The sequence below is a fragment of the Corynebacterium sp. HMSC08F01 genome, assembly GCF_001807545.1.
In the GTDB taxonomy this organism is placed as follows: Bacteria; Actinomycetota; Actinomycetes; order Mycobacteriales; family Mycobacteriaceae; genus Corynebacterium; species Corynebacterium coyleae.
The window spans coordinates 122,363-147,304 of the sequence record NZ_KV789323.1; the positions used below are offsets into that span (position 1 = coordinate 122,363).

The window sequence follows — 24,942 nt, forward strand, 5'->3', positions numbered from 1 at the left end:
TGGCGCAGGGCACTCATACCTTTGGACGATGGTAGCCGTTCCCCCACTGTAGGCACGAATCGAACACGCCATAAGGGTCACGCAGTATGCTCTTGGGAGACCTCATCAGACTCAACTTAAGCGAGGAATGAAGTGACGCTGCCACCCGAGCTGCAAGCCATGACTGTCCGCAACTACCCGTCGGATTGGACCGATACTGACACCCGCGCGGTTGATACCGCCCGCGTGCTGGCGGCCGACGCGGTGGAGAACTGCGGGTCCGGACACCCGGGTACGGCGATGTCCCTGGCGCCGCTCGCCTACACCCTGTTCCAGCGTGTGATGAATGTTGACCCGTCCGACAAGGATTGGGTTGGCCGCGACCGCTTCGTGTTGTCCAACGGCCACTCGTCGTTGACCCAGTACGTGCAGCTCTACCTCGGTGGTTTCGGCCTCGAGCTGCAGGACTTGAAGGATCTGCGCACCTGGGGTGCAAAGACGCCGGGGCACCCGGAGTACAACCACACGGACCATGTGGAGATCACTACGGGTCCACTCGGCCAGGGCCTTGCCTCCGCTGTGGGCATGGCAATGGCTTCTCGACGAGAGCGCGGCCTCTTCGACCCTGAGACGCCTGCTGGCGAGTCCCCGTTCGATCACTACATCTATGTCATCGCTGGCGACGGCTGCCTCCAAGAAGGCGTCACCGCAGAGGCATCTTCGCTTGCAGGTACCCAGCAGCTGGGCAACCTCATCTTGTTCTGGGACGACAACCGGATCTCCATTGAGGACGACACCCAAATCGCGTTCACCGAAGACGTGATGAAGCGTTACGAGGCCTACGGTTGGCAGACGCTGACCGTCGAGTCGGGCGAGGATGTCGTGGCAATCGAAGCAGCCGTCGCAGAGGCGAAGGCCGAGACCACGAAGCCGACCATTATCCGTGTGAAGACCGTCATCGGCTACCCGGCCCCGAACCTGATGAACACTGGTGCTATCCACGGCGCAGCTCTCGGCGCGGACGAGGTAGCTGCGGTGAAGGCTGAACTCGGCTTCGATACCGACGTTCACTTCCCTGAGGAAGCCGACGTGATCAACCACACCCGCAAGCTGCGTGAGCGCGCAGCCGAAAAGCGTGCCCAGTGGGATGAGAAGTTCAACGCCTGGGCTGCGGCAAACCCGGAACGCAAGGCGCTGCTGGATCGCCTCACTGCCCGTGAGCTGCCTGCGGATTGGAAGAAGGACTTCCCCACTTGGGAACCGGATGCCAAGGGCCTAGCTACCCGAAAGGCTTCTGAAGCTGCGATCCAGGCTGCGGCCGCTATGCTGCCTGAGCTCTGGGGCGGTTCTGCGGATCTTGCTGGTTCCAACAACACCCTCATTAAGGGCGAGCCGTCGTTCGGTCCTGAGTCGATCTCTACGGAGATGTTCACGGCGAACCCGTACGGCCGCAACCTCCACTTCGGTATTCGTGAGCACGCGATGGGCGCTGTCATGAACGGCATTGCCTTGCACGGTGGTACTCGCGTATACGGTGGCACCTTCCTCATCTTCTCTGAATACCTCTACCCCGCCATCCGCGTTGCCGCACTGTCCGGCATCGATGGCTACTACGTGTTTACGCACGACTCGATCGGCCTTGGCGAGGACGGCCCAACTCACCAGCCGGTGGAGACTCTGGCTGCGCTGCGCGCTATCCCGGACGTTGCAGTGATTCGTCCGGCAGATGCGAACGAGACTTCTGCTGCGTGGATCGCGGCACTCGAGGCGAAGGAACAGCCGAAGGCCCTGGCCCTGTCGCGCCAGAACCTGCCGGTGCTCGAGGGCACCAAGGAGAAGGCGTTCGACGGTGTCGCCCGCGGCGCTTACGTCCTGGTTGAGAGTTCGAAGGAGACTCCGGACCTGATCATCATGGCGACCGGCTCCGAGGTGCAGTACGCGGTTGAGGCCGCCAAGGTGCTCGAGGAAGATGGCACCGCAACGCGTGTGGTTTCCGTGCCGTCCATTGATTGGTTCATGGAACAGGACGAAGACTACATCGACGCTGTTTTGCCTCGCGAGGTCAAGGCCCGTGTGTCTGTCGAGGCAGCAACCTCCATGCCGTGGTTCCGCTTCCTCGGCGAGTTCGGCCGCGCTGTGTCGCTGGAGCACTTCGGTGCTTCTGCCCCGGGCGCGGAGCTTTTCGAACGCTTTGGTTTCACCACCGACAACGTTGTCCGCGTCGCCCGCGAGACTCTTGCATGCGTGCGAGATAACCGCAGCGTGCCAACGAGCCAGCGTGTTGGCGACACCGAGTCCGAACCAACCCGCGGCGACGGAAAGTAGGAGTGCATGACTGCTATCGACGATCTGTACAACGTAGGCACGTCAACGTGGCTGGATGACCTGTCGCGTGAACGCATTGCTACCGGCAACCTTGCTGAAGTGAAGGCATCGAAATCGATTGTCGGCGTAACCACTAACCCGGCGATCTTCGCTGCGGCGATGAGCTCGGGCACACACTACGACGAGCAACTCGCCGAGTTGAAGGCTGCTGGATCTGCTGCTGATGCAGCGGTTTACGCAATGAGCGTCAAGGACGTTCAAGATGCGTGCGACCTGTTCCGCGATACGTTCGAGGCAACGGGTGGCAAGGACGGTCGCGTGTCCATTGAAGTAGATCCTCGCTACGCAGCCGACGAGGCAAAGACCATCGAACAGGCAAAGGAGCTCTGGAACCAGGTCGACCGGGAGAACTTGATGATCAAGATTCCCGCGACCGACGAGTCGCTTCCGGCCGTCACCGCCGCCCTCGCTGAAGGCATTTCGGTCAATGTGACGCTGATCTTCTCGGTAGAGCGCTACCAGCAGGTCATCGACGCGTACAAGGAGGGCATCCGTCAGGCTGCCGCGAACGGCCACGATGTCAGCACTATCCATTCGGTGGCATCGTTCTTCGTTTCCCGTATGGATAGCGAGGTGGACAAGCGCCTCGAGGTCATCGGCACCGACGAGGCTCTCGGGCTTCGTGGCAAGGCAGGCATTGCGAACGCCCGCTTGGCGTATGCGCTGTTCCAAAAGGAGTTCGAGGCGGAGCTCATCGACGAACTGCCTAACGGCGCGAACAAGCAGCGTCCGCTTTGGGCGTCAACGGGTGTGAAGAACCCTGAGTACCCTGCGACGATGTACGTCACGGAGCTGGCCGGACCGGATACTGTAAACACGATGCCGGAGAAGACTCTTGACGCGGCGCTCGCGGATGGCGGTGTGCACGGCGACACGCTCACCGGCACCGAAGCTGTCTCCCGCGAGGTGTTTGCGGCGCTGCGTGAGGTTGGCATTGACGTTGAGGATGTCGTCGCCACGCTAGAGCGCGAAGGCGTAGAGAAGTTTGTGGACGCGTGGCAGGAGCTGCTCGATTCGATGACAGCTAAACTCGCCTAATGTGACTAACCCACTCCGTTCCGCTGAGGACAAGCGGCTGCCCAAGATCGCTGGACCTTCCGGCATGGTTATCTTCGGTGTGACCGGCGATCTGGCCCGCAAAAAGCTTCTTCCCGCGATCTATGATCTAGCGAATCGTGGCCTCCTCCCCGGCGGGTTCACGCTCGTCGGCTACGGGCGGAGGGACTGGACACAGGCTGATTTTCAGGCCTATGTCCGTGAAGCAATTGATGCGGGCGCGCGCACTAGCTTTCACGAGAATGTGTGGCAGCGCCTCGCTGAAGGTCTTCAGTTTGTCAAGGGCAACTTTGATGACGACGACGCCTTCGACGCCCTTGCGGCCACGTTGAAACGCAGCGACGCGGAACGCGGCACTGCTGGCAACTGGGCGTACTACCTGTCGGTACCTCCCGATTTTTTCGCGGATGTGATCCACCAACTTGATCGCAGTGGTATGGCCCACGCAGGTGAAGGCGAGTGGCGGCGCGTGATCATCGAGAAGCCATTTGGGCACAACGCGCAGTCAGCACACCAGCTCAACGAGGTGGTAGGCGCCGTGTTCGACGAGCGCTCCGTGTTCCGCATCGACCATTATCTGGGCAAAGAAACCGTCCAAAATATTTTGGCCCTGCGCTTTTCTAACCAGCTCTTCGAGCCCGTGTGGAACTCGCACTACATCGACCATGTGCAGATCACCATGGCCGAGGACATCGGCCTCGGTGGTCGGGCGAGCTACTACGACGGCATCGGCGCAGCGCGCGATGTTATCCAGAACCACCTGATTCAGCTGCTCGCGTTGGTTGCCATGGAGGAGCCGACATCGTTCTCGCCACGGCAGCTGCGCGCGGAGAAGCTTAAGGTGCTTCGTGCCACCACCGCTGTCGGTCCGTTCTCTGAGACGACGGCACGCGGCCAGTACACCGCGGGTTGGCAGGGCTCTGAACGCGTCGTAGGGCTGCGGGAGGAAGACGGGTTCGATCCGAATTCGACAACTGAGACGTACGCAGCATGCACGCTAGAAATCGCGTCGCGACGTTGGGCTGGTGTGCCGTTTTATCTGCGCACCGGCAAGCGCCTAGGCCGACGGGTGACCGAAATCGCGCTTGTCTTCAAACAACCCCCGTACCAGCCGTTTACAGAAGGCCAGACGGATTTGCTGACCAACAACGCAGTGGTCATCCGCGTCCAGCCCGACGAAGGTGTTCTCATGCGCTTCGGTTCGAAGGTCCCCGGCCCGGGTATGGAGCTTCGGGACGTGAACATGGATTTCCACTACTCGGAGGCGTTCACGGAACAGTCCCCAGAGGCGTACGAGCGTCTCATCCTTGATGCGCTGCTTGACGAGTCCAGCCTGTTCCCCACTAACGCCGAGGTGGAGCGCAGTTGGCAGATTCTGGATCCGGTGTTGGACTACTGGGCGGAACATGGCGCCCCTGAAGACTATGAGGCAGGCACCTGGGGTCCTGCGTCCGCTGATGAGATGCTTGCCCGCGAGGGCCGGGCGTGGCGTCGTCCGTAACGGAACGGAAAGGGTTCGACGTATGATCATCGATCTTCCTAACACCACCACGAAACAAATTGAGACGTCACTCGCACGCGTGCGCGAGAGCCATTCGCTAGCTACCGGTCGCGTCCTGACGCTTTTGGTTGCGGTAGATGAAGACAGCGAGCTTCTCGACAACACCTTGTCCACCCTCCGGGACGCCTCTTTCGAGCACCCAGCACGTGTACTCGTGCTGGTCTCCGGCGACCCGGCTAAGGAATCGCGTCTCGACGCTCAAGTGATGGTTGCGTCCAACGCTGGCGCGTCCGAGGTCGTCGTCATGCATCTGTGCGGTGAATTGACGCAGCACCTCGGTGCCGTGGTGACACCCCTTCTGCTTCCCGACACCCCCGTCGTCTCATATTGGCCAGGCGCTGCTCCAAAACGGCCCGCCGAAGATCAGTTGGGACACATTGCGCAACGTCGCATTACCAACATTCGTGGTGCGAGCCGCGATGGATCGCTCGCGGAGTTGGCGGCAGGCTATACGCCCGGCGATTCCGATATGTTGTGGTCTCAAATCACTCCCTGGAGGGGAATTCTCGCTTCGGCGCTTGACCGGTTCCCTGAGCACACAATCACGGGTGCAGAGGTCGCCGGTGCTCCTGGAGACCCCAGCGTGGATCTTGCGGCCGGCTGGCTCGCTGACAGCCTCGATGTGGAGGTAACACGTTGCGATGAGCATATCTCCGGCTTCCCCATCGCCCACACCATCATCCACACTGACGGCGGCGATGTTGAAGTCGTTGCTGAGGGTGAGTACACGGTACGCATTTCGGTACCAGACATGGCTGACTCGCGCGTCGCAATGGGTGAGCGCACTGACGCCGAATGTCTTGCCGAAGAACTTCGCCACCTCGGTCCCGATGCCATCTACGGCAACGCTTTGAACGGCTTAGGAAAGGTACGACACGCATGATTTACCCGAATCTCGAAGCTCTTATCGACGACACCGCCGCCGACGTTGCGGCCGTCATCCGCGACGCTCAGCGCTCAGGCGACGGCCGCGCTCGAGTGGTACTGACCGGCGGAACCGCGGGCATCGCTCTCCTGCGACGTCTGCGCACCGAAGCGATCGACTGGGCAAACGTAGACATATTTTTCGGCGATGAACGCAACGTACCGGTAGACCACCCCGAGTCCAACGAGGGCCAGGCCCGGGAGGCGTTGCTTGACCATGTCGACATACCCGAAACGAACATCCACGGCTACGGGTTGGACGGTGGGCCCATGGATGCCGCGGTAGCGCGTTATGAAGCAGCCTTAGCGGAGTTTGCGCCGGATGGCTTCGACCTCCACTTGCTCGGTATGGGCGGCGAGGGTCACATCAACTCGCTGTTCCCTCACACCAGCGCCGTGCGCGAACATGATGCCATGGTCGTCACGGTTACTGACTCCCCCAAGCCGCCAGCCGAGCGGGCGACCCTGACCCTGCCTGCGGTCCAGTCAGCCGACCGTGTGTGGTTGCTCGTTTCCGGCGCAGAGAAAGCCGAGGCTGCCTCCCACGCAGGTGACGGTGTTACGGCAGCTCAGGATTGGCCGGTCGCCGGCGCAGTTGGGCGTAAAGAAACGGTCCTGCGCATCACCGAGGATGCAGCAGGACCGTTGAACTAATTCGCTGTTAGGACGCGAACGTCTGGATCAGATTCAGACCGATGATGCAGGCGATCCAGATGATCGCCATCAGCACGGTCACGCGGTCCAGGTTGCGCTCCACGGTGGTGGAGCCGGACAGGTTCGCCTGAACGCCGCCACCGAAGAGGCTGGACAGACCGCCGCCCTTGCCTTTGTGCAGCAAGACGAACACGGTCATGAGGATCGCCGAAATCACCAGCACGATCTCGAGAGCAAGAGCCATCTGCGATACCTTTCCAAATCACATTGGTGCAAACTCTGTTGAGCCTACACCACTTTCTGGTGGGACCTTACATCGACGCGTTCGCGGCAGCGGCAGCAAGCTTCGCAAACTCCTGGCCATCCAGGGAGGCGCCGCCGACGAGTCCACCGTCGACGTCGGGCTGGCCCACGATCTCTGCGACGGTGTCCGTTTTCACCGAACCGCCGTAGAGGATGCGGACCTGATCGGCTGCGTCGTCGCCCGCAAGCTCACGGACAAGTTCACGGATGCCATGGCAGACCTCTTGCGCGTCCGCGGCGGAGGCTACCTTGCCAGTACCGATTGCCCAGACGGGCTCGTAGGCGATGACGACCTTGGACGCATCCACACCAGCTAACGACTCACGCGTTTGCTTGACCACGAAGTCGAGGTGGTCGCCCGCCTCGCGGACCTCGAGTGGCTCGCCGACGCAGACGATTGGCGTGATGCCGTGTTCAAGGGCCTTCTTCGCCTTGGCAGCGACCTGCTCATTGGTTTCGCCGTGGTACTCGCGACGCTCCGAGTGGCCGACGACCACCCAGGTGCAGCCGAGCTTCTCCAGCATCGCGGCAGAAATGTCGCCGGTGTACGCGCCGTTGTCGTGCTCAGACACGTCCTGCGCGCCGTAGGTGATCTGGAGCTTGTCGCCTTCCACCAACGTCTGGATTGAACGAAGGTCTGTGAACGGGACAGTCAGGGCGATATCGACTACCTCGTAACCATCCTTCGGGAACGCGAAGACAAGCTTCTGCGCGCTCTGGATCGCCTCAAGGTGATCGTGGTTCATCTTCCAGTTGCCCGCGATGAGTGGTGTACGTGCCATGGATAGACCTCCTTACTGCAGAACAGAAACGCCAGGCAGGTCCTTACCCTCAATCAATTCGAGGGAAGCGCCGCCGCCGGTCGAAATGTGGGAGAAGCCCTCTTCGTCGAGGCCCAGAGTGCGCACGGATGCCGCCGAGTCGCCGCCGCCGACAACCGTGAAGGAACCGTTGTCCTTCGTCGCTGCGATCATTGCCTCAGCCACTGCCTTGGTGCCGTCGGCGAAGTTCGGGAACTCAAACACACCCATGGGGCCGTTCCAGAACACTGTCTTGGAGCCCTTGATTGCCTCGGCGTAGTTCTTTGCGGTCTCCGGTCCGATATCCAGGCCCATCCAGCCCTCCGGAATCTCATCCAGACCGACGACCTTCTTCTCGGTGTCCTTGTCAAAGCCAGCACCCGCAGCGACATCAACCGGCAGAAGCAGCTTCTCGCCGAAACGTGCGATGAGCTCCTTGCAGGTATCGATCATGTCGTCCTGCAGCAGCGACTTCTGCACGTTGTGGCCCTGGGCCGCAAGGAAGGTGAAGCACATGCCACCACCGATGATGATCTTGTCTGCCTTCTCTGCAAGCGCCTCGATCACACCGAGCTTGTCGGACACCTTCGAGCCACCGAGCACCACAATGTAGGGGTTCTCTGGCTTGTCCTTGACCGCAGACAGGATCTCTACTTCCTTATCGACGAGGAAGCCGGCGTACGCCGGCAGCTTCTTCGCAACGTCGTACACAGACGCCTGGGCACGGTGCACAACGCCGAAACCGTCAGAGACGAACGCGCCGTTGTCAGCCGCCAACGCAGCGAGCTCAGCTGCGAACTCCGCGCGCTCCGCCTCGTCCTTTGAAGTCTCGCGCGGATCGAAACGGACGTTCTCCAGGAGCAGAATCTCGCCCTCGGTCAGGCCGTTGGCACGCTCGTGGGCGTCCTCGCCACTGACGTCGCCTGCCAGCGGGACAAACTGCCCGAGACGTTCCGACAGCGCCTCTGCAACCGGTGCGAGAGAAAACTTCGGGTTCACCTCGCCCTTCGGGCGGCCGAGGTGTGCCATAACGATGACCTTCGCGCCGCCGTCGAGAAGCGCCTTCAGCGTAGGCAGCGACGCGTCAATGCGACCGGCATCGGTGATGTTGCCGTTCTCGTCGAGCGGAACGTTGAAGTCGGAACGAACGAGGACGTGGCGGCCGTCGACGCCTTCGTCGAGAAGCTGCTGCAAGTTCTTAGTCAAGGGGTCTCTCCTTTTAGTTCGGTGAACGCATCCCATCGTATGAAAAACGGGTCCGCCGCGCTGGAAGCGCCACGGACCCGGGGGTGCCATAACTTAGAGCTTGTCCGCGACCAGCTTGGTCAGACGGATGTACTGGGCGGTGTAAGACCACTCGTTGTCGTACCACGAGATGATCTTGACCAGGTTGCCGTCGATGACGCGAGTCATGCCAGCGTCGAAGATAGCGCCGTGCGGGTCACCGATGATGTCGGAAGAGACGATCGGGTCCTCGGTGTACTTCAGCGCCTGGCCGAACTCGCTGTCCTCCACAGCCTTCTTCACTGCCGCATTGACCTCCTCGACAGTGACATCCTTGCCCAGGGTCACGGTGAGGTCGGTGGCGGAACCGGTGATGGTCGGCACACGCATTGCGAAGCCATCGAGCTTGCCCTCAAGGCTCGGGAGCACGAGCGCCACAGCCTTAGCTGCACCGGTGGTCGTCGGAACAATGTTCTGCGCTGCCGCGCGGGCGCGACGCAGGTCCTTGTGCGGAGCATCCTGGATCCGCTGGTCACCTGTGTAAGCGTGGATGGTCGTCATCAGGCCACGCTCGATGCCAAAGGCCTCATCGAGGACCTTCGCAACCGGCGCCAGAGAGTTCGTGGTGCACGATGCCGCGGAGATGATGTTCTCCTCGCCGGTGTAGTCGGCATGGTTCACACCCCACACGTAGGTGCCGTCAACTTCCTTGCCCGGTGCGGAGATGATGACCTTCTTCGCGCCGGCGTCGATGTGCGCCTGAGCCTCCGGCCCCTTGCGGAATACGCCGGTGCACTCCAAGACAATGTCAACATCGAGGTCACCCCAGGCGAGGTGTGCCGGGTCCTTCTCAGCAGAGACCTCAATGCGGCGGCCATCGATAGAGATCGAGTGGTCGTCGTACTCGATGTCGTGCTTGAACTGGCCGTAGGCCGTGTCGTACTTCAGCAAGTGTGCGAGAGTCTCATTGTTCGTCAAGTCATTGATCTTGACGACTTCGAGCTCGCCCTTGTACTCGTCCTCGATGATGCGGAGCGCGGAACGTCCGATACGACCGAAACCGTTAATGCCAATGCGCGTAGTCACTGTATTTTCTCCTCGATGGTTGTAGAAAACCTCGTACGCAAGCCAGTGTATCTGCGCCTCTCACAGCCTGCAGGGCGCAAATTCGCCCCAAGGCCCCCTCCCCACAACCAGGGGGAACATTCCCCCGCCGTGCCGATTCCGAATGTGGTTTCCCACACCACGACACCTCAGCACCCCCACTCCCCCTGGGGAAATACCGCCCGCTCAGGGCACCTCATGTACCCCGCAGGCAACTGTGATTCCGAACACCTTCTGGACGTTAATCTGAATTCACAGGATTCGGAGCCGTTTCCACTCCGTGTGTGTCCGGGATCCCCATCTCGGCTGCTCGACGGTCAGCGAGCGACAGCAGTCGTCGAATACGTCCTGCAACGGCGTCCTTGGTCATCTGCGGGTCAGCCAAACGACCAAGTTCCTCGAGTGAAGCATGACGGTGTTCCACGCGGAGGTAGCCCGCTTCTGCAAGGTGCTCAGGAACATCGTCGCCAAGAATGTCCATCGCACGCTCCACCCGTGCTGCAGCAGCTGCTGCAGCCTGCGCCGAACGGCGCGTATTGGCGTCATCGAAGGTAGCCAAGCGGTTGTTTACCTTCGCTGTCACAGCCTTCGCCGCGCGCTTGCGGTCCCACTCCAGGCGGGTCAGTGGTGCCCCCATACGACTCAGCAGGATTCCGATGGTCTCGCCGTCGCGGATAGTCACTCGCTCCACACCTCGGGTTTCACGGGTCTTCGCGGTCACCGACAGACGACGGGCCAACCCAACGAGTGCGAGCGCAGCTTCCTGGCCCGGGCACGCCACTTCAAGAGTCGCGGTACGGCCAGGCTCCATCAGCTTTCCTCGCGCGAGAAACGCGCCACGCCAAGCTGCCTCAACGCCGGCCATTGATCCTGAAATCACCTGTCGCGGCATACCAACCACCGGGTGACCAGACGCTGTCACAAGCTTCAGCCGGCGGATGACATCAGCCACGTCACGTTCCACCCGAACGACATACGTGGTGTCTTTACTGCCTTGGACAGGGGGTACGGTCTCGATGGCAGGCTGGACTGCGCAGAGTTCTTGAATGGATTCCGCGAGCCTCACCGCCACCGGCTTCTCGCCGAATTCTGCGACGATGGCCAGACCGTTATCGGAAGGCTGGATCGAGCCGGCGAAACGAATAAGCGCGGTGGCTTCCGCCGCCCGAGCCTCGGTGGTACCACAAGATACGGCGAGTAGCTCTTCTTTCACCTTGCCCGTAAGCGCCAATGTTTCCGTCCTTTCATCGCCCCCTTTAACCCGGAGCAGTCTAGCTTGCAGCTGTTAGCTGCTCGTCGAGAGGTCCTTGAGCGCAGCAGCAAGCTTCAACGGATCATGAAGGTTGCGCTTCACACCATCGTCGCCTTCGACGCGTAAGGAGCGGTACTCGACGTCCGCGCCGAGCCGTTCCGCCGCACGGCGGACGTTTTCACGTTCACCGTGCGTAGTCACCATGTCACTGTCCGCCAGGAAGCAATCAACCCGCAGGTTGGGGGCGTGTTGCGCAAAGACATGGATATGACGCTCGGTGGTAAACCCATGGGTCTCCCCTGCTTCTGGGGAGAGGTTAAGTACCACAACCACCTTCGCTTCGGTCTCGTTCAGCGCATCGCGCACTTGAGGCACCAACAGGTGCGGGATCACAGAGGAAAACCACGAACCAGGCCCAATGGTGACCAGATCCGCGTCCATAATCGCCTGGATGGCGTCCCGGCTCGCTGGCGGTTCGGACGGAGTCAGCCGCACACGGCGCACAGTGCCCGGTGTCGTCGCAACGGCGACTTGGCCGTGTACAGAGCGCAGCACCCGTGGGTCGTCGTCAAGCCCTGCAACATCAGCTTCAATGTCGAGGGGTTGTGGGCTCACTGGAATGACTCGTCCCTGGGAGCCGGTCCATTTGCCAACCTGGTCCAGCGCCGCTTGTGTGTCACCAAGGCGCTCCGCAAGTCCGGCGATGATCAAGTTTCCCAAGGCGTGTCCAGCCATTGCGCCATGCCCACCGAAGCGGTGCTGGAGCGTGTCGCGCCACATCGCGCCGTCCCCGCTGTCGTCGGTAAGCGCTGCCAGCGCCATGCGGAGATCTCCCGGAGGAACAATCTCCATCTCGCGACGCAGGCGGCCCGACGAGCCGCCGTCATCGGCAACTGTCACCACAGCGTTAATACGAGCTGCGCCGGCAACGCGCGCGGCCGTGAGCGTCTGGTAGAGCCCATGCCCTCCCCCGAGGCATGTGTACGTCATCGCCGCGGGATCAGTCGCGCGCATTAGTGCTTCTCCAAATCACGGTGGATGACATTGACATCAACTTGGCCCTGCTGTCGCAGTCGCCTCCCGATCGCTTCTGCGACCGCAACCGAGCGGTGGTGCCCACCTGTGCAGCCAACGCCCACAGTGATGAAGTCCTTACCTTCGTGGCGGTAGCCCTTCAACGTGCTCGACAACAGATCAACGAAATGATCCACGTATTCCTTCGCACCATCCTGCGACAGGACATAGTCTGCTACAGGTGCGTCGATACCGCGGAAGTCGCGCAGCTCCTCAACCCAGTATGGGTTGGGTAGGAATCGCACATCAATGATCAGATCAGCGTCACGTGGCGAACCATGCTTGAATCCGAAAGACTCAATAGTGACGTGTTGACGCTCCACCGGCAGCTCGCCGACCGATGCCTCAACAGCGCGGCGTAGGTCGTGCACAGACAAATTGGACGTGTCGATGATGACATCTGCGGCCGAACGGATGCCTTCCATTTCCTCGCGTTCGCGATCGATGCCGTCCTGCAAGGTACCATCGCCCTGCAGCGGGTGCGTGCGCCGCACGGAGTCGAATCGGCGGATCAGCACATCGTCACGCGCCTCAAGAAACAGCACGAACGGTGAGTAACCACGTCGACGGAGCCCCTCAAGGGTGTCGGCCAATGAACCGTTGAACCGGTCTGCGCGCACGTCCGACACGACCGCCAGCCGTTCCACTGGGGAATCGTCCGCTGCTGCAAGGTCCACAAGCTCCAGAATTAACTGGGGTGGCAGATTCTGTGAAACGAAGAAACCTTTGTCCTCGAATACTTTCGCTGCGGTGGACAATCCGCCACCGGACAAGCCGGTGATGATCACCGGACGCCAACTGGCGGAACGCAAATCGTGTGGCAATGCTTGAGCAGAAGCTGTGGACATGGCGCTCATCCTAACGAAGCGCAGCGAGCCGCGTCGCGGTTCCGCAAAAGCTGCCACAAAACCAGCCTCACAACCAGCTACGTATGAAGGTGCTCGTAGATCGTCGCGGCGAGTTTCGGACCGACGCCTTTAACCTCCTGGATCTCCTCGATAGAAGCCTCTTTGATCTTCTTCACCGAGCCAAAGTGCTTCACCAAATCGGTTCTCCGCGCGGGGCCTAGTCCCGGGACTGCGTCGAGGGCGGACGCTCGCATGCGCTTCGAGCGTTGCTGGCGGTGGTAGGTGATGGCGAACCGGTGGGCCTCATCACGCACCTGCTGGAGCAGATACATGCCTTCGGAGTTTCGCGGCAGGATCACCGGCTCGTCGTCGTCTGGCACCCACACTTCCTCGAGGCGTTTGGCCAATCCGATGAGTTGTACATCGACGATGCCGAGGTCGTCGAACACAGCCTGTGCGGCATTAACCTGGGGTTTGCCGCCGTCGACGATGAACAACTGGGGAGGGTAAGCGAAGCGTTTCGCACCGGTCGATTCGTCGGCCTCGTCCTCGAAGGTCTGCGCCTCAGCGACCTCATCAGGGTTGGCGAGTTTGTCCTCGTTGTAGCGCTTGAAGCGCCGGCGTGTGACCTCGGCGATGGACCCGACGTCGTCGGATCGACCATCGCCGGCTGCTTCCTTGATGCGGTATCGACGGTAGTCGTTCTTTTTGGGCAAACCGTCCTCGAACACCACGAGGGAGGCTACAACGTCGGTGCCTTGGATGTGGGAAATATCGGTGCATTCAATACGCAGCGGCGCTTCGTCCATCCCGAGCGCGTCCTGGATATCTTGCAGGGCCTGCGATCGTGCGGTCAGGTCACCGACCCGCTTCAACTTGTGCTGGTGGAGCGCTTCGGCGGCGTTTTTGTGCACTGTTTCCATCAGGGCACGTTTATCACCGCGCTGCGGCACGCGAAGGTCCACAGGCCCGCCACGTAGTTCTTCGAGCAGTTGGGTCACTTCCGGCAGTTCCGCGGGCAGCGTCTCGACGAGAATCTCACGCGGCACCGGCATCGGTGCCGCCGCTTGCGCACGTGACTCCTGATCTACGCCTCGGCGACGAACCTTCTGCGCTTCGATCTTGCGGTCCTCTTCACGCTCTTGCTTCACTCGCTCGACCGCATCCGAGTAGTACTGGACCAAGAAGTTCTGCATCAACGTTGGCAACGTTGGGTCGGTCTGGCCTTCCTCCAGACGTTCTGCTGCTCCGGGCTCATCGCCCGTTTTTTCCACGACCCAGCCCCGCTGTGCACGGATGCGCCCATCACGGACGTTGAAAATCTGCACCGCCGCTTCAAGCTCGTCGGTATCAAAGGCGATGATGTCCGCATCGGTGTCTTGGCTGAGGACGACCGTCTGGCGCTCCATTACCTTTTCGACGGCACCGAGGTCGTCGCGAAGCCGCGCCGCCTTTTCAAACTCGAGGTTTTCCGCGGCCTCCTCCATCTGTGCGGTGATGCCACGGACAAGCTTCTCGGAGCGACCTGCCATGAAGCCAAGGAAGCCCTGGACGATCTCGTCGTACTCGGCTTCGTCGACACGACCGACGCAGGGTGCCGCACACTTGTCGATGTAGCCAAGCAAGCAAGGGCGTCCAAGGGATTCGTGACGGTTAAACACACCGTTGGAACACGTCCGAATCGGGAACACGCGCGTGAGCAGATCGAGGGTCTCGCGCACCGCCCACGCATGCGAGTACGGGCCGAAATAGCGTACGCCCTTACGTTTGGGGCCACGGTAGAAGAACGCGCGCGGGTAGCGTTCGCGCACGCTGACGGCAAGCATTGGGTATGTCTTGTCGTCGCGGTACATGACGTTAAACCATGGGTCGAAGCGCTTGATCCATGTGTATTCGAGCTGGAGCGCCTCTACCTCGGATGCGACAACGGTCCATTCGACTGAAGCGCCGGTGTAGACCATCTGCCGGGTCCGCGGGTGCAGAGTCTCCGGTGGCTGAAAGTAGTTGCTCAGGCGCGCACGAAGATTTTTGGCTTTGCCAACGTAGATGACACGCCCGTCGCGGTCCCGGAACTTATACACGCCCGGATCGGTTGGGATCGTTCCGGGCGCTGGGCGGTAAGACTGGGGGTCAGCCAAGGGTTAATCCTTAGGCATGTATTTGGCTTCGAGCTTGCGGAATTGCTCGACAGCCTGAATCGCGCGCTCTTTATCGCCTGATTGGATCGCCCACAGGGTGACGTACTCGAATTCCGGAAGTTCGAGTCGCGCCATGCGGGAGCCCTTGGGAAAGCTCAAACCGTAAATGACGGTCCAGGGGTAGAAACGGGTGCCGATGATGTTGGCTACCTGGACACCGTCTTCGTTGGCGCGCACCCGAGGGCGAGTCAGTGCGATCCAGGACAGGACGGAAATAATCAGGCCAACGCCCACGAACGCGAACTTATCCACGCTGGTAATCGCGATGCCCGAGAATTGCGCGTCCACGGCCCACGCCATGAAGAAATGCACGGCCATGACAAGGATGATCCAGCCGATCGCCACGGTTCGCAGGTACCTCGACGAAATCTCAAGCTCCCACGGCTTCGTCGAGGTGTTGGCGTGCGGATCAAGCGCAGTCAGATAAGCAGCTTCCTGCTCGTTCGTTATGTGTGTGCCTGCTGGTTGATCAGTCACTTCCGCACTCCTTGTCAACTTGAAAACGCTCTTGCTTCTCGACGACTCCGTGCCGCGCTCGCTCCGGCTACTTTAACCCTTTAGCGGCAAAGCGCGAACTTTCTGCAGTTCAACTAAGGCCCCAGCGGCCGCACGCATCGCTTCGGCGCCTTTGTCTTCTTTCGCGTCTTCCCCACCGGCACGCTCGTAAGCCTGGTCTTCTTCTTCAACCGTGAGCACGCCGTTGCCTACCGGCGTTTCCTCATCCAATGCAATACGGGTGAGGCCAGCGGTGACAGAGTCGCAAACGTAATCAAAGTGGGCAGTTTCGCCACGGATGACGCAGCCGAGGGCCACTACCGCGTCGTAGCGCTTTGCGCATGCCTGCACCACAACTGGCAACTCCAACGCGCCTGCTACCGCATATTCATCGACTTTAACGCCCAGTTCTCGGGCCTCATCTCGTGCGCCAGCGCGCAGCATCTCGACGATCTTTTCATTCCAGCGGGTGTAAACGACGGCGACGGTAAGCCCCTCCGCTTGCAGGGAATAGTCCTCGGGTGCTCCAGTAGCTGCCACTGGTGGGTCTCCTTGATACCTAGTTGGTGTGGTGTTGTGGGTGTTGTGTGTTGTGTTCTTCAGCCCAACCGAGAATGCCGGGCAGGTCGTGTCCCATCCTGTCGCGCTTCGTCCGCAAATAGGCGATGTTGTCGTGGTTAGGAACCACTTCGATCCTACTGCGGTGAGCAACCTTGGGGATCAGACCGGCAAAGGCATCGACTTTTTGGGGATTGTTGGTCATCAGATCGACCGAACCGATACCCAGGTCTGCAAGGATGTCGCTTGCTGCGGAATAGTCGCGTGCGTCGACTGGCAGGCCTTGTTCAAGGTTTGCATCAACGGTGTCGAGCCCGTCGTCCTGTAAACGGTAGGCGCGCAGCTTGGCGAGTAACCCGATTCCGCGTCCCTCATGTCCACGCAAGTAGACGATAACGCCGCGGCCTTCCTGCTGAATGCGGCGCATTGATTCCTGAAGCTGCGGACCACAGTCACAACGCCGGGAGCCAAACACATCGCCGGTGAGACATTCCGAATGCACACGGACGAGAACGTCCTCGGCGTCGCGCAGTGCATCAAGTTCCCCCGCGATCAGCGCAACATGCTCGGTCTCAGTCAACGTATCCAGGTAGCCAACCGCAGTGAATTCACCGAACTCCGTTGGTAAACGAGTAGCAGTGCTGCGTTCGACAAATCGTTCATGCTGGCGACGGTACGCAGCGAGCTGCTCGATCGAAATCATCGGAAGCCCGTGCGTATTCGCGAACCTGCGGAGCTCGTCGAATCGAGCCATGTCTGCAGGGTCATCTTCAGAAACGATCTCGCACAGTGCGCCGACGGGGGCCTTACCCGCAAGCGTTGCAAGGTCTACCGCTGCCTCCGTGTGTCCGTCCCGGACAAGCACTCCCCCGTCACGCGCCCGCAGGGGCACAACGTGTCCGGGCCTCGTAAACGACTCTGGGGTCGCGGAATCGTCGGCAAGCAATGCGATCGTCGTGGCGCGCGAACGTGCGGAAATACCGGTGGTGCCGGTTGCTGCATCAACGGTCACGGCGTAGGCAGTCCCGTGCAGGTCCTGGTTTTGCGCAACCATCGGGGGCAGATCGAGGGCCGTGGCCCGTTCGTCCGACATGGACACGCAAATGTAGCCAGAGGTGTACCTCACCATAAACGCCACCAACTCCGGCGTGGCGTCTTGTGCGGCGAAGATGAGATCGCCCTCGTTTTCGCGATCCTCACTGTCCACGACGACGACTGCTTTGCCCTCGCGGATGGCGGCAATCGCCTCCTCCACAGTGTCCAATTCGGTGGTGTGATTACCGGCGCTACCGGCGGATGCTGTCATACCGTTCAACCCTAGCCCTGCACCATTTTCTCAACGTACTTGGCCACGATATCCACCTCGAGGTTCACTGGATCACCGACCGTAAGGTCACCAGCAGTGGTATCGCGCAGCGTGGTGGGGATCAGCGACACCTCGAAAAAGTCGTCTCCGACTGCGGAAACCGTCAGCGATGTTCCGTTGACCGTAATGGATCCTTTCTCCACCACATACCGACCAAGATTCGCGGGCAGGGTGAAGCGCACTACCTCCCAGTGCTGGGACGGCGTACGAGAGACTACTTCCGCGACACCATCGACGTGGCCCTGCACGATATGTCCGCCCATGCGCTGGCCAGCAGCCAATGCGCGCTCTAGGTTGACCTTGCTCCCCTCGCTATAGGTGCCGAGACGCGAGCGATCCAGCGTTTCGCGCATCACGTCAGCGGTGAATACGCCAGCAACGTTGTCAACCACCGTCAGACACACGCCGTCGACCGCGATGGAGTCCCCCGGTGATGCATCCTCGGTGACCTTCGGCGCACGCACCGCGATCCGAACGGCATCCTCGAGCTGTTCAAGCGTGTCAACGACACCAATCTCCTCAACGAGTCCCGTAAACACAGTTCAGTCCTTCTCCATTTCTATAAGCACATCGTTGCCGATCCGGCGCACATCAGTGGTGCGGAAACGTTTAGCGTCACCAATCGTTCCCGCGATTTCGCAGTCGAGCACTCCCCGTCCGGCCCCCAGCAGTGCAGGGGCAATGTAGGCCTGCACCGCGTCGACCAGGTCGAGTTCCAGGAAACTCGCCGCCAATGTTGCCCCGCCTTCTACAAGCACATCTCTCGCGCCGCTATCCCACAGCGCTGTCAGCGCGGCCTGTGGAGTGTCGTATTGCTCAAACCCGAGCTCGGTCAGGTTGCCGCTGGGAAAAGCCCGCTTACCGACGACCACACGTCGCGGCTGGTGCTCATACAGAGCGCCATCGCTGTGGCGGGCGGTCAACGATGGGTTGTCAGCAAGCGCGGTCCCCGTGCCAATGACAATCGCGTCACGTTTCGTGCGATCTGCGTGCACAGCGGCGCGGGCTTCGTCGCAAGTGATCCACTTGCTCGTCTTATCGGCCGCTGCCGTAAACCCGTCCAGCGTCGACGCAAACTTCAGCGTCACACTCGGGCGGTTGTTGCGCACCGAGCGAAGCCAGGGCTGCAGTGCCTCCACACGGGTGTGAAGTAGGGCCACATCCAATCCATGTGTTCGCAGCCAATCCGCGCCGCCGGATGCAGGCTCAAACGGATCAGCGGTCAGATACACCACCCTCGCAATTCCGGCATCCACCAACGCTTGGGTGCACGGACCTGTCCTGCCAGTGTGGTTGCACGGTTCCAAAGTGACAACGGCTGTCGCGCCCTTCGTCCGTGGTCCCGCTTCACGCAGGGCGTTGACCTCAGCATGGGGCCCGCCCGCGGGAGAGGTCCCGCCAGTCGCGATAACTTCCCCGGATGCGGTCACGATTGCGCAGCCCACCGGCGGGTTCGGCGAGGTCGTCCCGCGCACTGCGTCACCCGCCGCTATGGCCGCAGAAACCGCGTTGGCTAACGCGGGATTATCACGTGTCACGCCTGCGCAGCCTCAGTTGCCAACTCGCGGAGGCGCTCTACCGCCTGGGCTGGGTCATCAGCGCCGAATACGGCGGAACCAGCAACGAATGCGTCCACACCGGCCGCTGCCGCTTGTGCGATAGTGCTGTTGGCAATGCCACCGTCGATACCAATGATTGTGTCCAGGCCCGCTTCCGCAATGCGATCGCGAAGCGTCATCACCTTGCCCAGGACCTCGGGCATGAACTTCTGGCCGCCAAATCCTGGCTCGACACTCATGACCATGACCTGATCAAAATGCTCGAGGTCATCGAGGTACGGCTCGATTGCGGTCCCTGGCTTGATGGCGAAGCCGGACTGTACACCGAGTTCGCGGCACTGCTTCGCAGCAGCTACATGGTCGTCGGTCGCTTCGACATGGAACACGAGGCGGTCGCCGCCGGCCTTGACGTAGGTTTCAAACCACCGCTCCGGCTCCTCGATCATCAAATGCATATCCAGGAATTGGTCCGTCACGCCGTTAACCGCCTTGGTCACGTCGGGACCAAAGGACAAGTTGGGCACAAAGTGGCCGTCCATGATGTCAACGTGGATCAGGTCTGCGTTGGGGACCTTGCGGACGTCGTCGCCAAGCGCTGCGTAATTAGCGGCAAGAATCGATGGTGCGATGTAAATCATGAGGTGTCCTTAAACTTCGGTGGTCGGCTCGGGTCCGAGTTTTCGCAGTACAGCGAAAAACATAGCGTCTGTTCCGTGTCGGTGCGGCCACATCTGGACGCTTGGCAAGTCGCCAACGTCATCCATGCCCGCTGCGTACTGGCTCCCATCGAGCTCCTCGACCTTGCCGTCAGCGAGGATCGTGTCGACGATTCCTCTGGTTTCGCGCACATCGGGTGAGCACGTGGAGTAGACGACAATACCGCCGGGCTTAACTAGCTCGATTGCAGCCGAGAGCAATTCGCGCTGAAGCACGTTGAGTTCCGCGATGTCTTCCTCACGCTTGGTCCAACGCGCCTCTGGGCGGCGGCGAAGCGCTCCGAGACCAGAACAGGGTGCGTCGACAAGAGCACGGTCGTAGCCCGGCTCAAGGCCAGAATGACGACCATCGGCAGTATGGACGCGCACAGGAAGATCACGCACGGTTTTCCGAATGAGTTCAGCACGGTGCGGACTCACTTCGACGGCATCAACTACTGCGCCATCGATAGCAGCCAGCGCCCCCATGAGGGCCGCCTTACCTCCCGGACCAGCGCACAAGTCGAGCCATCGGCCTTGGTCGTCTTCGACCGGCACGTCCACTACCGCACGCGCAATCACCTGCGAGCCCTCGTCCTGAACTGCGGCGAGCCCCTCGCGTACCGGCTGCAACTGTCCTGGATCTCCTTCGGGGAGGTAGACGGCGTACGGTGAGTAGCGCCCCTCTTCCCCGCCAGTGACCAGCGCTAACTCCTCTGCGCTCATCTCGCCTGGTCGCGCAACAAGATGTACGACCGGACGGGCTGAATCGGCCTCAAGTGCGGCCTCAAGCTCGTCTTCTCTCGAGCCCAGTGCAGCACGGATCGATTCCGCGATCCACACCGGGTGCGCATGGCGGAACGCCACCGCAGCAAGCGGGTCCTCCGGTTCAAGCTTGCGGAGCCACTCCTCCGCTGGAGTCCGCGTAATCGAGCGCAATACGCCGTTGACAAAGCCCTTGGCCTTGAATTGACCGGCCGCTTCAACCAAACGCACGGAGGTGTCGACGGCCGCATGGTCCTCCACTCGCGTGTACAGCAACTGGTAGGTGCCGAGCCGCAACGCAGTCAGCACTTCAACAGCCATTCGGTCCAGGCCGCGGGATGCGTTGTCTGCAATCACAGCGTCAAGAACACCAAGGCTGCGCAGCGTACCGTAAGTCAGCTCGGTTGCAAACGCCGCGTCACGACCGGTGATCTTTCGCTCACGCAAGACCGTCGGCAGAGTGAGGTTTGCAAACGCCGCGTCGCGCTCGACGCGTACCAACACCTCAAATGCCGCCTCGCGCGCCGGGTCACCGATGCGTGCGGTTTCGTTCACGGGTGCTGCTTCTTTGCGACGCCTCGGCGCCTGCCGCGTGTTTGCTCGCCCGTTTCGCTTCGGCTGGTGTTCACGGCGCCCTGCTGCGCGTGACCGGAATCCACCACTCATTCGAACGTCATCCCTTCCGCCCGCACGTCGTTTGCCAAGCCTCGAGCCCAATCAGCTGCGTTCATCATTTTCTTGCCGGGTGCCTGAATCGTGCTGAGCACGACGTCACGAGTACCGGTTCCCACTCGCACCTCGTTCTTGCCAAATGCAACCTGGCCCGGGGCGAGCTCGGTTGAATCGACAGACGTTACTGGCCCGAGCTTGAATCGCTCCTCGCCTCGCATAGTCCATGCACCAGGCGCTGGAGTATGCGCACGAATTGCCCGATCGATGACCGTGGAATCGGCGGCCCAGTCAACGCGCGCATCTGCAGTGAGAATCTTTGGCGCATAGGTTCCCTCTTCAGGCTGTGCTTTCGGCGTCAGTGTGCCGGATTCAAGACCATCCATGGTGCGAACGAGCAGGTCTGCGCCGGAGTACGCCAAACGCTCGAGAAGAACACCGGCGGTGTCGTCGTCGGAAATTGTGTCTGTGAGCGTGTCCAAAATGTCGCCGGTGTCCAACCCTTCGTTGATCCGGAACGTCGTCGCACCGGTGGAGGCATCGCCCTCGCGGATCGCGGCCTGTACCGGCGCAGCACCGCGCCACTGCGGCAGCAGCGAGAAGTGCAAGTTCACCCAACCGTGCGTCGGAATATCGAGCATGCCAGCAGGAATCAGGTTGCCGTACGCAACGACCGGGATCGCGTCTGGGGCGATGTCGCGCAGTCGGGCCGCGGTGTCGTCGTCAAGTTTCTCGGGTGTGAGCACCTCAATGCCATGCTCGAGTGCAACTGCCTTCACCGGCGACGGATGCAACGTACGCCCCCTACCCTTGCGTGCATCGGGTCGCGTCAGCACGGCCACTACCTCATGTTCCGATGCCAGCAGCCGCTCCAGTGCCACTGCCGCCGGCTCAGGGGTACCTGCAAATACAAGTCTCACAGTTAGTTCTCCTTATTCCACTCCGCCGCGGCAATCGCATCGAGTGCCGCTTTGCGGTCAGCTGGCGACATTCGGGCCGTAAACATCACGCCGTCGAGATGGTCTGCTTCGTGCTGAATGCAGCGTGCGAGCAATCCGCTGCCGCGTAGTGTCAGCGGGCGCCCACACATGTCGGCGCCATGGGCAACCACGGTGTTGTGCCGCTCAACAGTCCCGCGAACATCAGGCACCGAAAGACATCCCTCCACACCAATTTGGGTATCTTCGCCCAACGGCGTCCACACCGGGTTCACGATGTGTCCCCGAAGGCCCTGACAATCGAACACAAACACTCGCTGTGCGACACCGACCTGGTTTGCCGCTAGGCCAACACCCCCAGCCGCATCCATCGTCTCAAGCATGTCACCCACGAGCCTGTGCAGGCGTTCGTCGAACACATCCACCTCCTCCGCTGCCGTGTTGAGCACCGGATCCCCGAATAGACGAATGTCGCGTATGGCCATGAACGCCAAGTGTACTGACCTGGACAAGCGAAATTTCGCTTACCCGATATCCACCGGATTGACCTGGATACGCAGTGGCAGCTCCTGCTTCGACGTCGTCCACGCGACTGCCCCTGCCCGCAGCGCCTTGCCCAGCGCAGACCGCCCAGTTAACGGCGCGCGCACCAGCATGCGCTGCGCCGGACCGTACTCACGCTGATCCCACTCGCCGGGCAAACGCACACCCGGGGGCAAATCCACAGGCCCCAGGATCTCCGCGTAGTCCGGCAGGTCGGTGCGCTCAAAGAACGGCTCCAGCGCGTCTCGGGGCGCGTCAACCACGGCAACGTGGACCGCCGGCGGAAATCTCGCCTCGCGGCGCAAAGCCAGCTCTGCAGCTGCAAATCCCGGCGCGTCCCAGCGAATGAGATGCTGCACGACCGGCATGCTCGGCTCCGCTACCACTACGACTTCTCCGCCATCGGCATGCGGTTGGACAAGCGTGGCAGCAGCCATCCATTTCGACAGCGTGTCCTCCACTGCCCTTAAGTCAGGGCGTTGCACGAGCGCCCACGCGTCAAGCAGCACAGCAGCACCGTATCCGCCTGGTACTCGAGGTTCTGCGCCTGGCGTGGCGACGACAATCGCAGGCCCCGCGTCAATCGTGCGCGAAATACGATCGCCCCCGGACGTTTTGACCCTATATTTCGCAAACGCACGGCCAAGCTCTTCTGCGGTGCGTTCGGTGCCCAGTACGACAGCCCGCACACGCCGGGAACCGCATGCCGGACACACATGTGCAGGGTCCATTCGGCCACACCACCGGCATGTCGGTGCCGCTGCTTCACCACCGGACGGCAACCCCAGCGGTCCGTTGCACCAACGGCAACGCGACGGTGTACGACACTGCCCACACGCAAGAGATTGGATATAGCCGGTGCGTGGCACCTGGAACAACACGGGTGTGCCCCGCTCGAGGGCTTTCGTCGCGGCTGCAAATGCTGACGAAGGCAGACGCGCCTGTTTAGCCCTCGGGTCCCGTTCAAGCTCAAAGTCAGAATCGCCCGCGGCGTGAATGTAAGGCGAACGTGTACGAAGCGTTTGGCGGGGTGCGACCAGTTCGTGCATCCAGCCAGATTCCACCAACAGTTGCGCCTCTGCTGTGCGTGAGAATCCACCGATGACCAAACATGCGCGCTCAAGGCTCGAGCGCGTCGTGAGCACCTCCCTGGCGTGAACGTAGGGCGCGCGAGGATCCACGAGGTTGTCATCGCCGTCGAACATGACGACCATCAACCGCAAGTTCTGGACCGGCGCGAACGCGGCGGAGCGGGTCCCTACCACGATGCGCCCTTGGCCGTGCAGAACGGACAGGTAGCGGGAATACCGTGCTTGGGGTCCCTGGGAGGCGGTCAAAGTCGTCACTTGTTTTGCCGCAACGAGCTCGCGTAGCGCTTCCTCGCAACGGTCAACAGCATCTTGGTCCGGAACCACGATGAGCGCGCCACCGCCGTCCTTTGCCACCTTGACAGCGAGTGCGGCAAGCGCGGCAGGCCAATCCTCGCCCGGCACCAACTGCCACGCGGCACGAGCCAGCTTTCCCTCTACTACGGCATCGACGAAGGACTCACCGTGTGTGTACGTCGTCCATGCGGAAAGGTCCGGCTCGGCGACCTCCCCGAGCTCCACCCATGGTGTGGAGGTATCCGTTTCTTCCGCTTTCGCATGTCGTGCGGGTATTGCAGAGCGATAAATGTCGGATCGGATGCCTGCGTACCGGTCCGCGAGTGCGTCGATAAGCATGCGCGTGTGCTCCGGGGCCACGACCTCGGGTGAGATAACGCGTTCGATGAAGCGCAGTGAGCCTTCATGGCTTGTCGACGACACCCGCTCCAGCACGATCGCATCCACGAGCCTGCCTGCAAACCGAACCCGCACGCGGACGCCTGGCTGTGCGGCATCGGCATCCTGCTCGTCGACAAGATAATCGAAGGCCCGATCAAGGTGCGCGAGCCCCAACATAGGCAGCACGCGGGCCACAGGCAGGTTGGCAGCTCGCGTGTTCGACATG

General features: G+C 61.2%; 23 protein-coding genes. 5 read left to right on the plus strand and 18 right to left on the minus strand.

The annotated features are described in order from the left end of the window. The first annotated feature begins 159 nt into the window (after nucleotides 1-159). The 5 genes from tkt to pgl are packed head-to-tail and all read left to right on the plus strand — an operon-like array spanning nucleotide 160 to nucleotide 6,559. Entirely contained in the window at nucleotides 160-2,304 is a 2,145-nt protein-coding gene (gene tkt, locus HMPREF3171_RS09980; protein WP_083292069.1) for a transketolase, read from the plus strand. A gap of 6 nt (nucleotides 2,305-2,310) precedes the next feature. After that, on the plus strand, nucleotides 2,311-3,402 hold the full coding sequence (gene tal, locus HMPREF3171_RS09985; protein ID WP_070484824.1) for a transaldolase: 1,092 nt from the start codon (nucleotides 2,311-2,313) through the stop codon (nucleotides 3,400-3,402). Nucleotide 3,403: 1 nt separating this feature from the next. Further along, the gene (gene zwf, locus HMPREF3171_RS09990; protein ID WP_070484825.1) at nucleotides 3,404-4,921 is read left to right on the plus strand and encodes a glucose-6-phosphate dehydrogenase; all 1,518 of its coding nucleotides are present in this window, start codon (nucleotides 3,404-3,406) and stop codon (nucleotides 4,919-4,921) included. Between the two features lie 22 nt (nucleotides 4,922-4,943). Beyond that, on the plus strand, nucleotides 4,944-5,864 hold the full coding sequence (locus HMPREF3171_RS09995) for a glucose-6-phosphate dehydrogenase assembly protein OpcA (RefSeq protein WP_070484826.1): 921 nt from the start codon (nucleotides 4,944-4,946) through the stop codon (nucleotides 5,862-5,864). Further along, nucleotides 5,861-6,559, plus strand: coding sequence for a 6-phosphogluconolactonase (gene pgl / locus HMPREF3171_RS10000; RefSeq protein ID WP_070484827.1), 699 nt, complete (start codon nucleotides 5,861-5,863; stop codon nucleotides 6,557-6,559). The genes HMPREF3171_RS09995 and pgl overlap by 4 nt, the downstream gene beginning before the upstream one ends. 7 nt (nucleotides 6,560-6,566) lie before the next feature. Here the strand turns inward: pgl and secG are convergent, their stop codons facing one another. The 18 genes from secG to HMPREF3171_RS10090 all read right to left on the minus strand — a co-directional run bounded on the left by secG (nucleotide 6,567) and on the right by HMPREF3171_RS10090 (nucleotide 24,941). Further along, nucleotides 6,567-6,803: a preprotein translocase subunit SecG gene (secG, locus tag HMPREF3171_RS10005; RefSeq protein ID WP_070423126.1), complete on the minus strand. Its 237-nt coding sequence runs from the start codon at nucleotides 6,801-6,803 to the stop codon at nucleotides 6,567-6,569. A 67-nt stretch (nucleotides 6,804-6,870) separates the two neighbouring features. Continuing rightward, entirely contained in the window at nucleotides 6,871-7,644 is a 774-nt protein-coding gene (tpiA, locus tag HMPREF3171_RS10010) for a triose-phosphate isomerase (protein WP_070484828.1), read from the minus strand. A gap of 12 nt (nucleotides 7,645-7,656) precedes the next feature. Beyond that, a complete protein-coding gene (locus HMPREF3171_RS10015) occupies nucleotides 7,657-8,868 on the minus strand; it encodes a phosphoglycerate kinase (RefSeq protein ID WP_070770984.1) in 1,212 nt (403 codons plus the stop codon). 93 nt (nucleotides 8,869-8,961) lie between these two features. After that, entirely contained in the window at nucleotides 8,962-9,972 is a 1,011-nt protein-coding gene (gene gap / locus HMPREF3171_RS10020; RefSeq protein WP_070484830.1) for a type I glyceraldehyde-3-phosphate dehydrogenase, read from the minus strand. A 259-nt stretch (nucleotides 9,973-10,231) separates the two neighbouring features. Beyond that, nucleotides 10,232-11,221, minus strand: a complete 990-nt coding sequence (whiA, locus tag HMPREF3171_RS10025; RefSeq protein ID WP_070423122.1) for a DNA-binding protein WhiA — start codon at nucleotides 11,219-11,221, stop codon at nucleotides 10,232-10,234. Between the two features lie 54 nt (nucleotides 11,222-11,275). Then, nucleotides 11,276-12,256, minus strand: a complete 981-nt coding sequence (locus HMPREF3171_RS10030) for a gluconeogenesis factor YvcK family protein (protein ID WP_070451408.1) — start codon at nucleotides 12,254-12,256, stop codon at nucleotides 11,276-11,278. Next, on the minus strand, nucleotides 12,256-13,164 hold the full coding sequence (rapZ, locus tag HMPREF3171_RS10035) for an RNase adapter RapZ (protein ID WP_070423120.1): 909 nt from the start codon (nucleotides 13,162-13,164) through the stop codon (nucleotides 12,256-12,258). The genes HMPREF3171_RS10030 and rapZ overlap by 1 nt, the downstream gene beginning before the upstream one ends. 77 nt (nucleotides 13,165-13,241) lie before the next feature. Beyond that, nucleotides 13,242-15,302, minus strand: coding sequence for an excinuclease ABC subunit UvrC (gene uvrC, locus HMPREF3171_RS10040; protein ID WP_070451404.1), 2,061 nt, complete (start codon nucleotides 15,300-15,302; stop codon nucleotides 13,242-13,244). Nucleotides 15,303-15,305: 3 nt separating this feature from the next. Further along, entirely contained in the window at nucleotides 15,306-15,839 is a 534-nt protein-coding gene (locus tag HMPREF3171_RS10045; RefSeq protein WP_244268731.1) for a PH domain-containing protein, read from the minus strand. Between the two features lie 72 nt (nucleotides 15,840-15,911). Continuing rightward, on the minus strand, nucleotides 15,912-16,397 hold the full coding sequence (gene ribH, locus HMPREF3171_RS10050; protein WP_070423117.1) for a 6,7-dimethyl-8-ribityllumazine synthase: 486 nt from the start codon (nucleotides 16,395-16,397) through the stop codon (nucleotides 15,912-15,914). Nucleotides 16,398-16,416: 19 nt separating this feature from the next. After that, the gene (locus HMPREF3171_RS10055; protein ID WP_070451594.1) at nucleotides 16,417-17,721 is read right to left on the minus strand and encodes a bifunctional 3,4-dihydroxy-2-butanone-4-phosphate synthase/GTP cyclohydrolase II; all 1,305 of its coding nucleotides are present in this window, start codon (nucleotides 17,719-17,721) and stop codon (nucleotides 16,417-16,419) included. 11 nt (nucleotides 17,722-17,732) lie between these two features. After that, nucleotides 17,733-18,320: a riboflavin synthase gene (locus tag HMPREF3171_RS10060; protein WP_070423115.1), complete on the minus strand. Its 588-nt coding sequence runs from the start codon at nucleotides 18,318-18,320 to the stop codon at nucleotides 17,733-17,735. Nucleotides 18,321-18,323: 3 nt separating this feature from the next. Then, entirely contained in the window at nucleotides 18,324-19,319 is a 996-nt protein-coding gene (ribD, locus tag HMPREF3171_RS10065) for a bifunctional diaminohydroxyphosphoribosylaminopyrimidine deaminase/5-amino-6-(5-phosphoribosylamino)uracil reductase RibD (RefSeq protein WP_070484832.1), read from the minus strand. After that, nucleotides 19,316-19,978: a ribulose-phosphate 3-epimerase gene (rpe, locus tag HMPREF3171_RS10070; RefSeq protein ID WP_070484833.1), complete on the minus strand. Its 663-nt coding sequence runs from the start codon at nucleotides 19,976-19,978 to the stop codon at nucleotides 19,316-19,318. Before rpe ends, ribD begins: the two co-directional genes overlap by 4 nt. A gap of 9 nt (nucleotides 19,979-19,987) precedes the next feature. Continuing rightward, a complete protein-coding gene (locus HMPREF3171_RS10075) occupies nucleotides 19,988-21,466 on the minus strand; it encodes an RsmB/NOP family class I SAM-dependent RNA methyltransferase (protein ID WP_070484834.1) in 1,479 nt (492 codons plus the stop codon). Beyond that, nucleotides 21,463-22,389 carry a methionyl-tRNA formyltransferase gene (gene fmt / locus HMPREF3171_RS10080; protein ID WP_070423111.1) on the minus strand — a complete coding sequence of 309 codons (927 nt, stop codon included), beginning with the start codon at nucleotides 22,387-22,389 and terminating at the stop codon, nucleotides 21,463-21,465. The genes HMPREF3171_RS10075 and fmt overlap by 4 nt, the downstream gene beginning before the upstream one ends. Nucleotides 22,390-22,391: 2 nt before the next feature. Next, nucleotides 22,392-22,892, minus strand: a complete 501-nt coding sequence (def, locus tag HMPREF3171_RS10085; RefSeq protein ID WP_070423242.1) for a peptide deformylase — start codon at nucleotides 22,890-22,892, stop codon at nucleotides 22,392-22,394. Nucleotides 22,893-22,931: 39 nt separating this feature from the next. After that, nucleotides 22,932-24,941: a primosomal protein N' gene (locus HMPREF3171_RS10090; RefSeq protein ID WP_070484835.1), complete on the minus strand. Its 2,010-nt coding sequence runs from the start codon at nucleotides 24,939-24,941 to the stop codon at nucleotides 22,932-22,934. Nucleotide 24,942 lies beyond the last annotated feature (1 nt).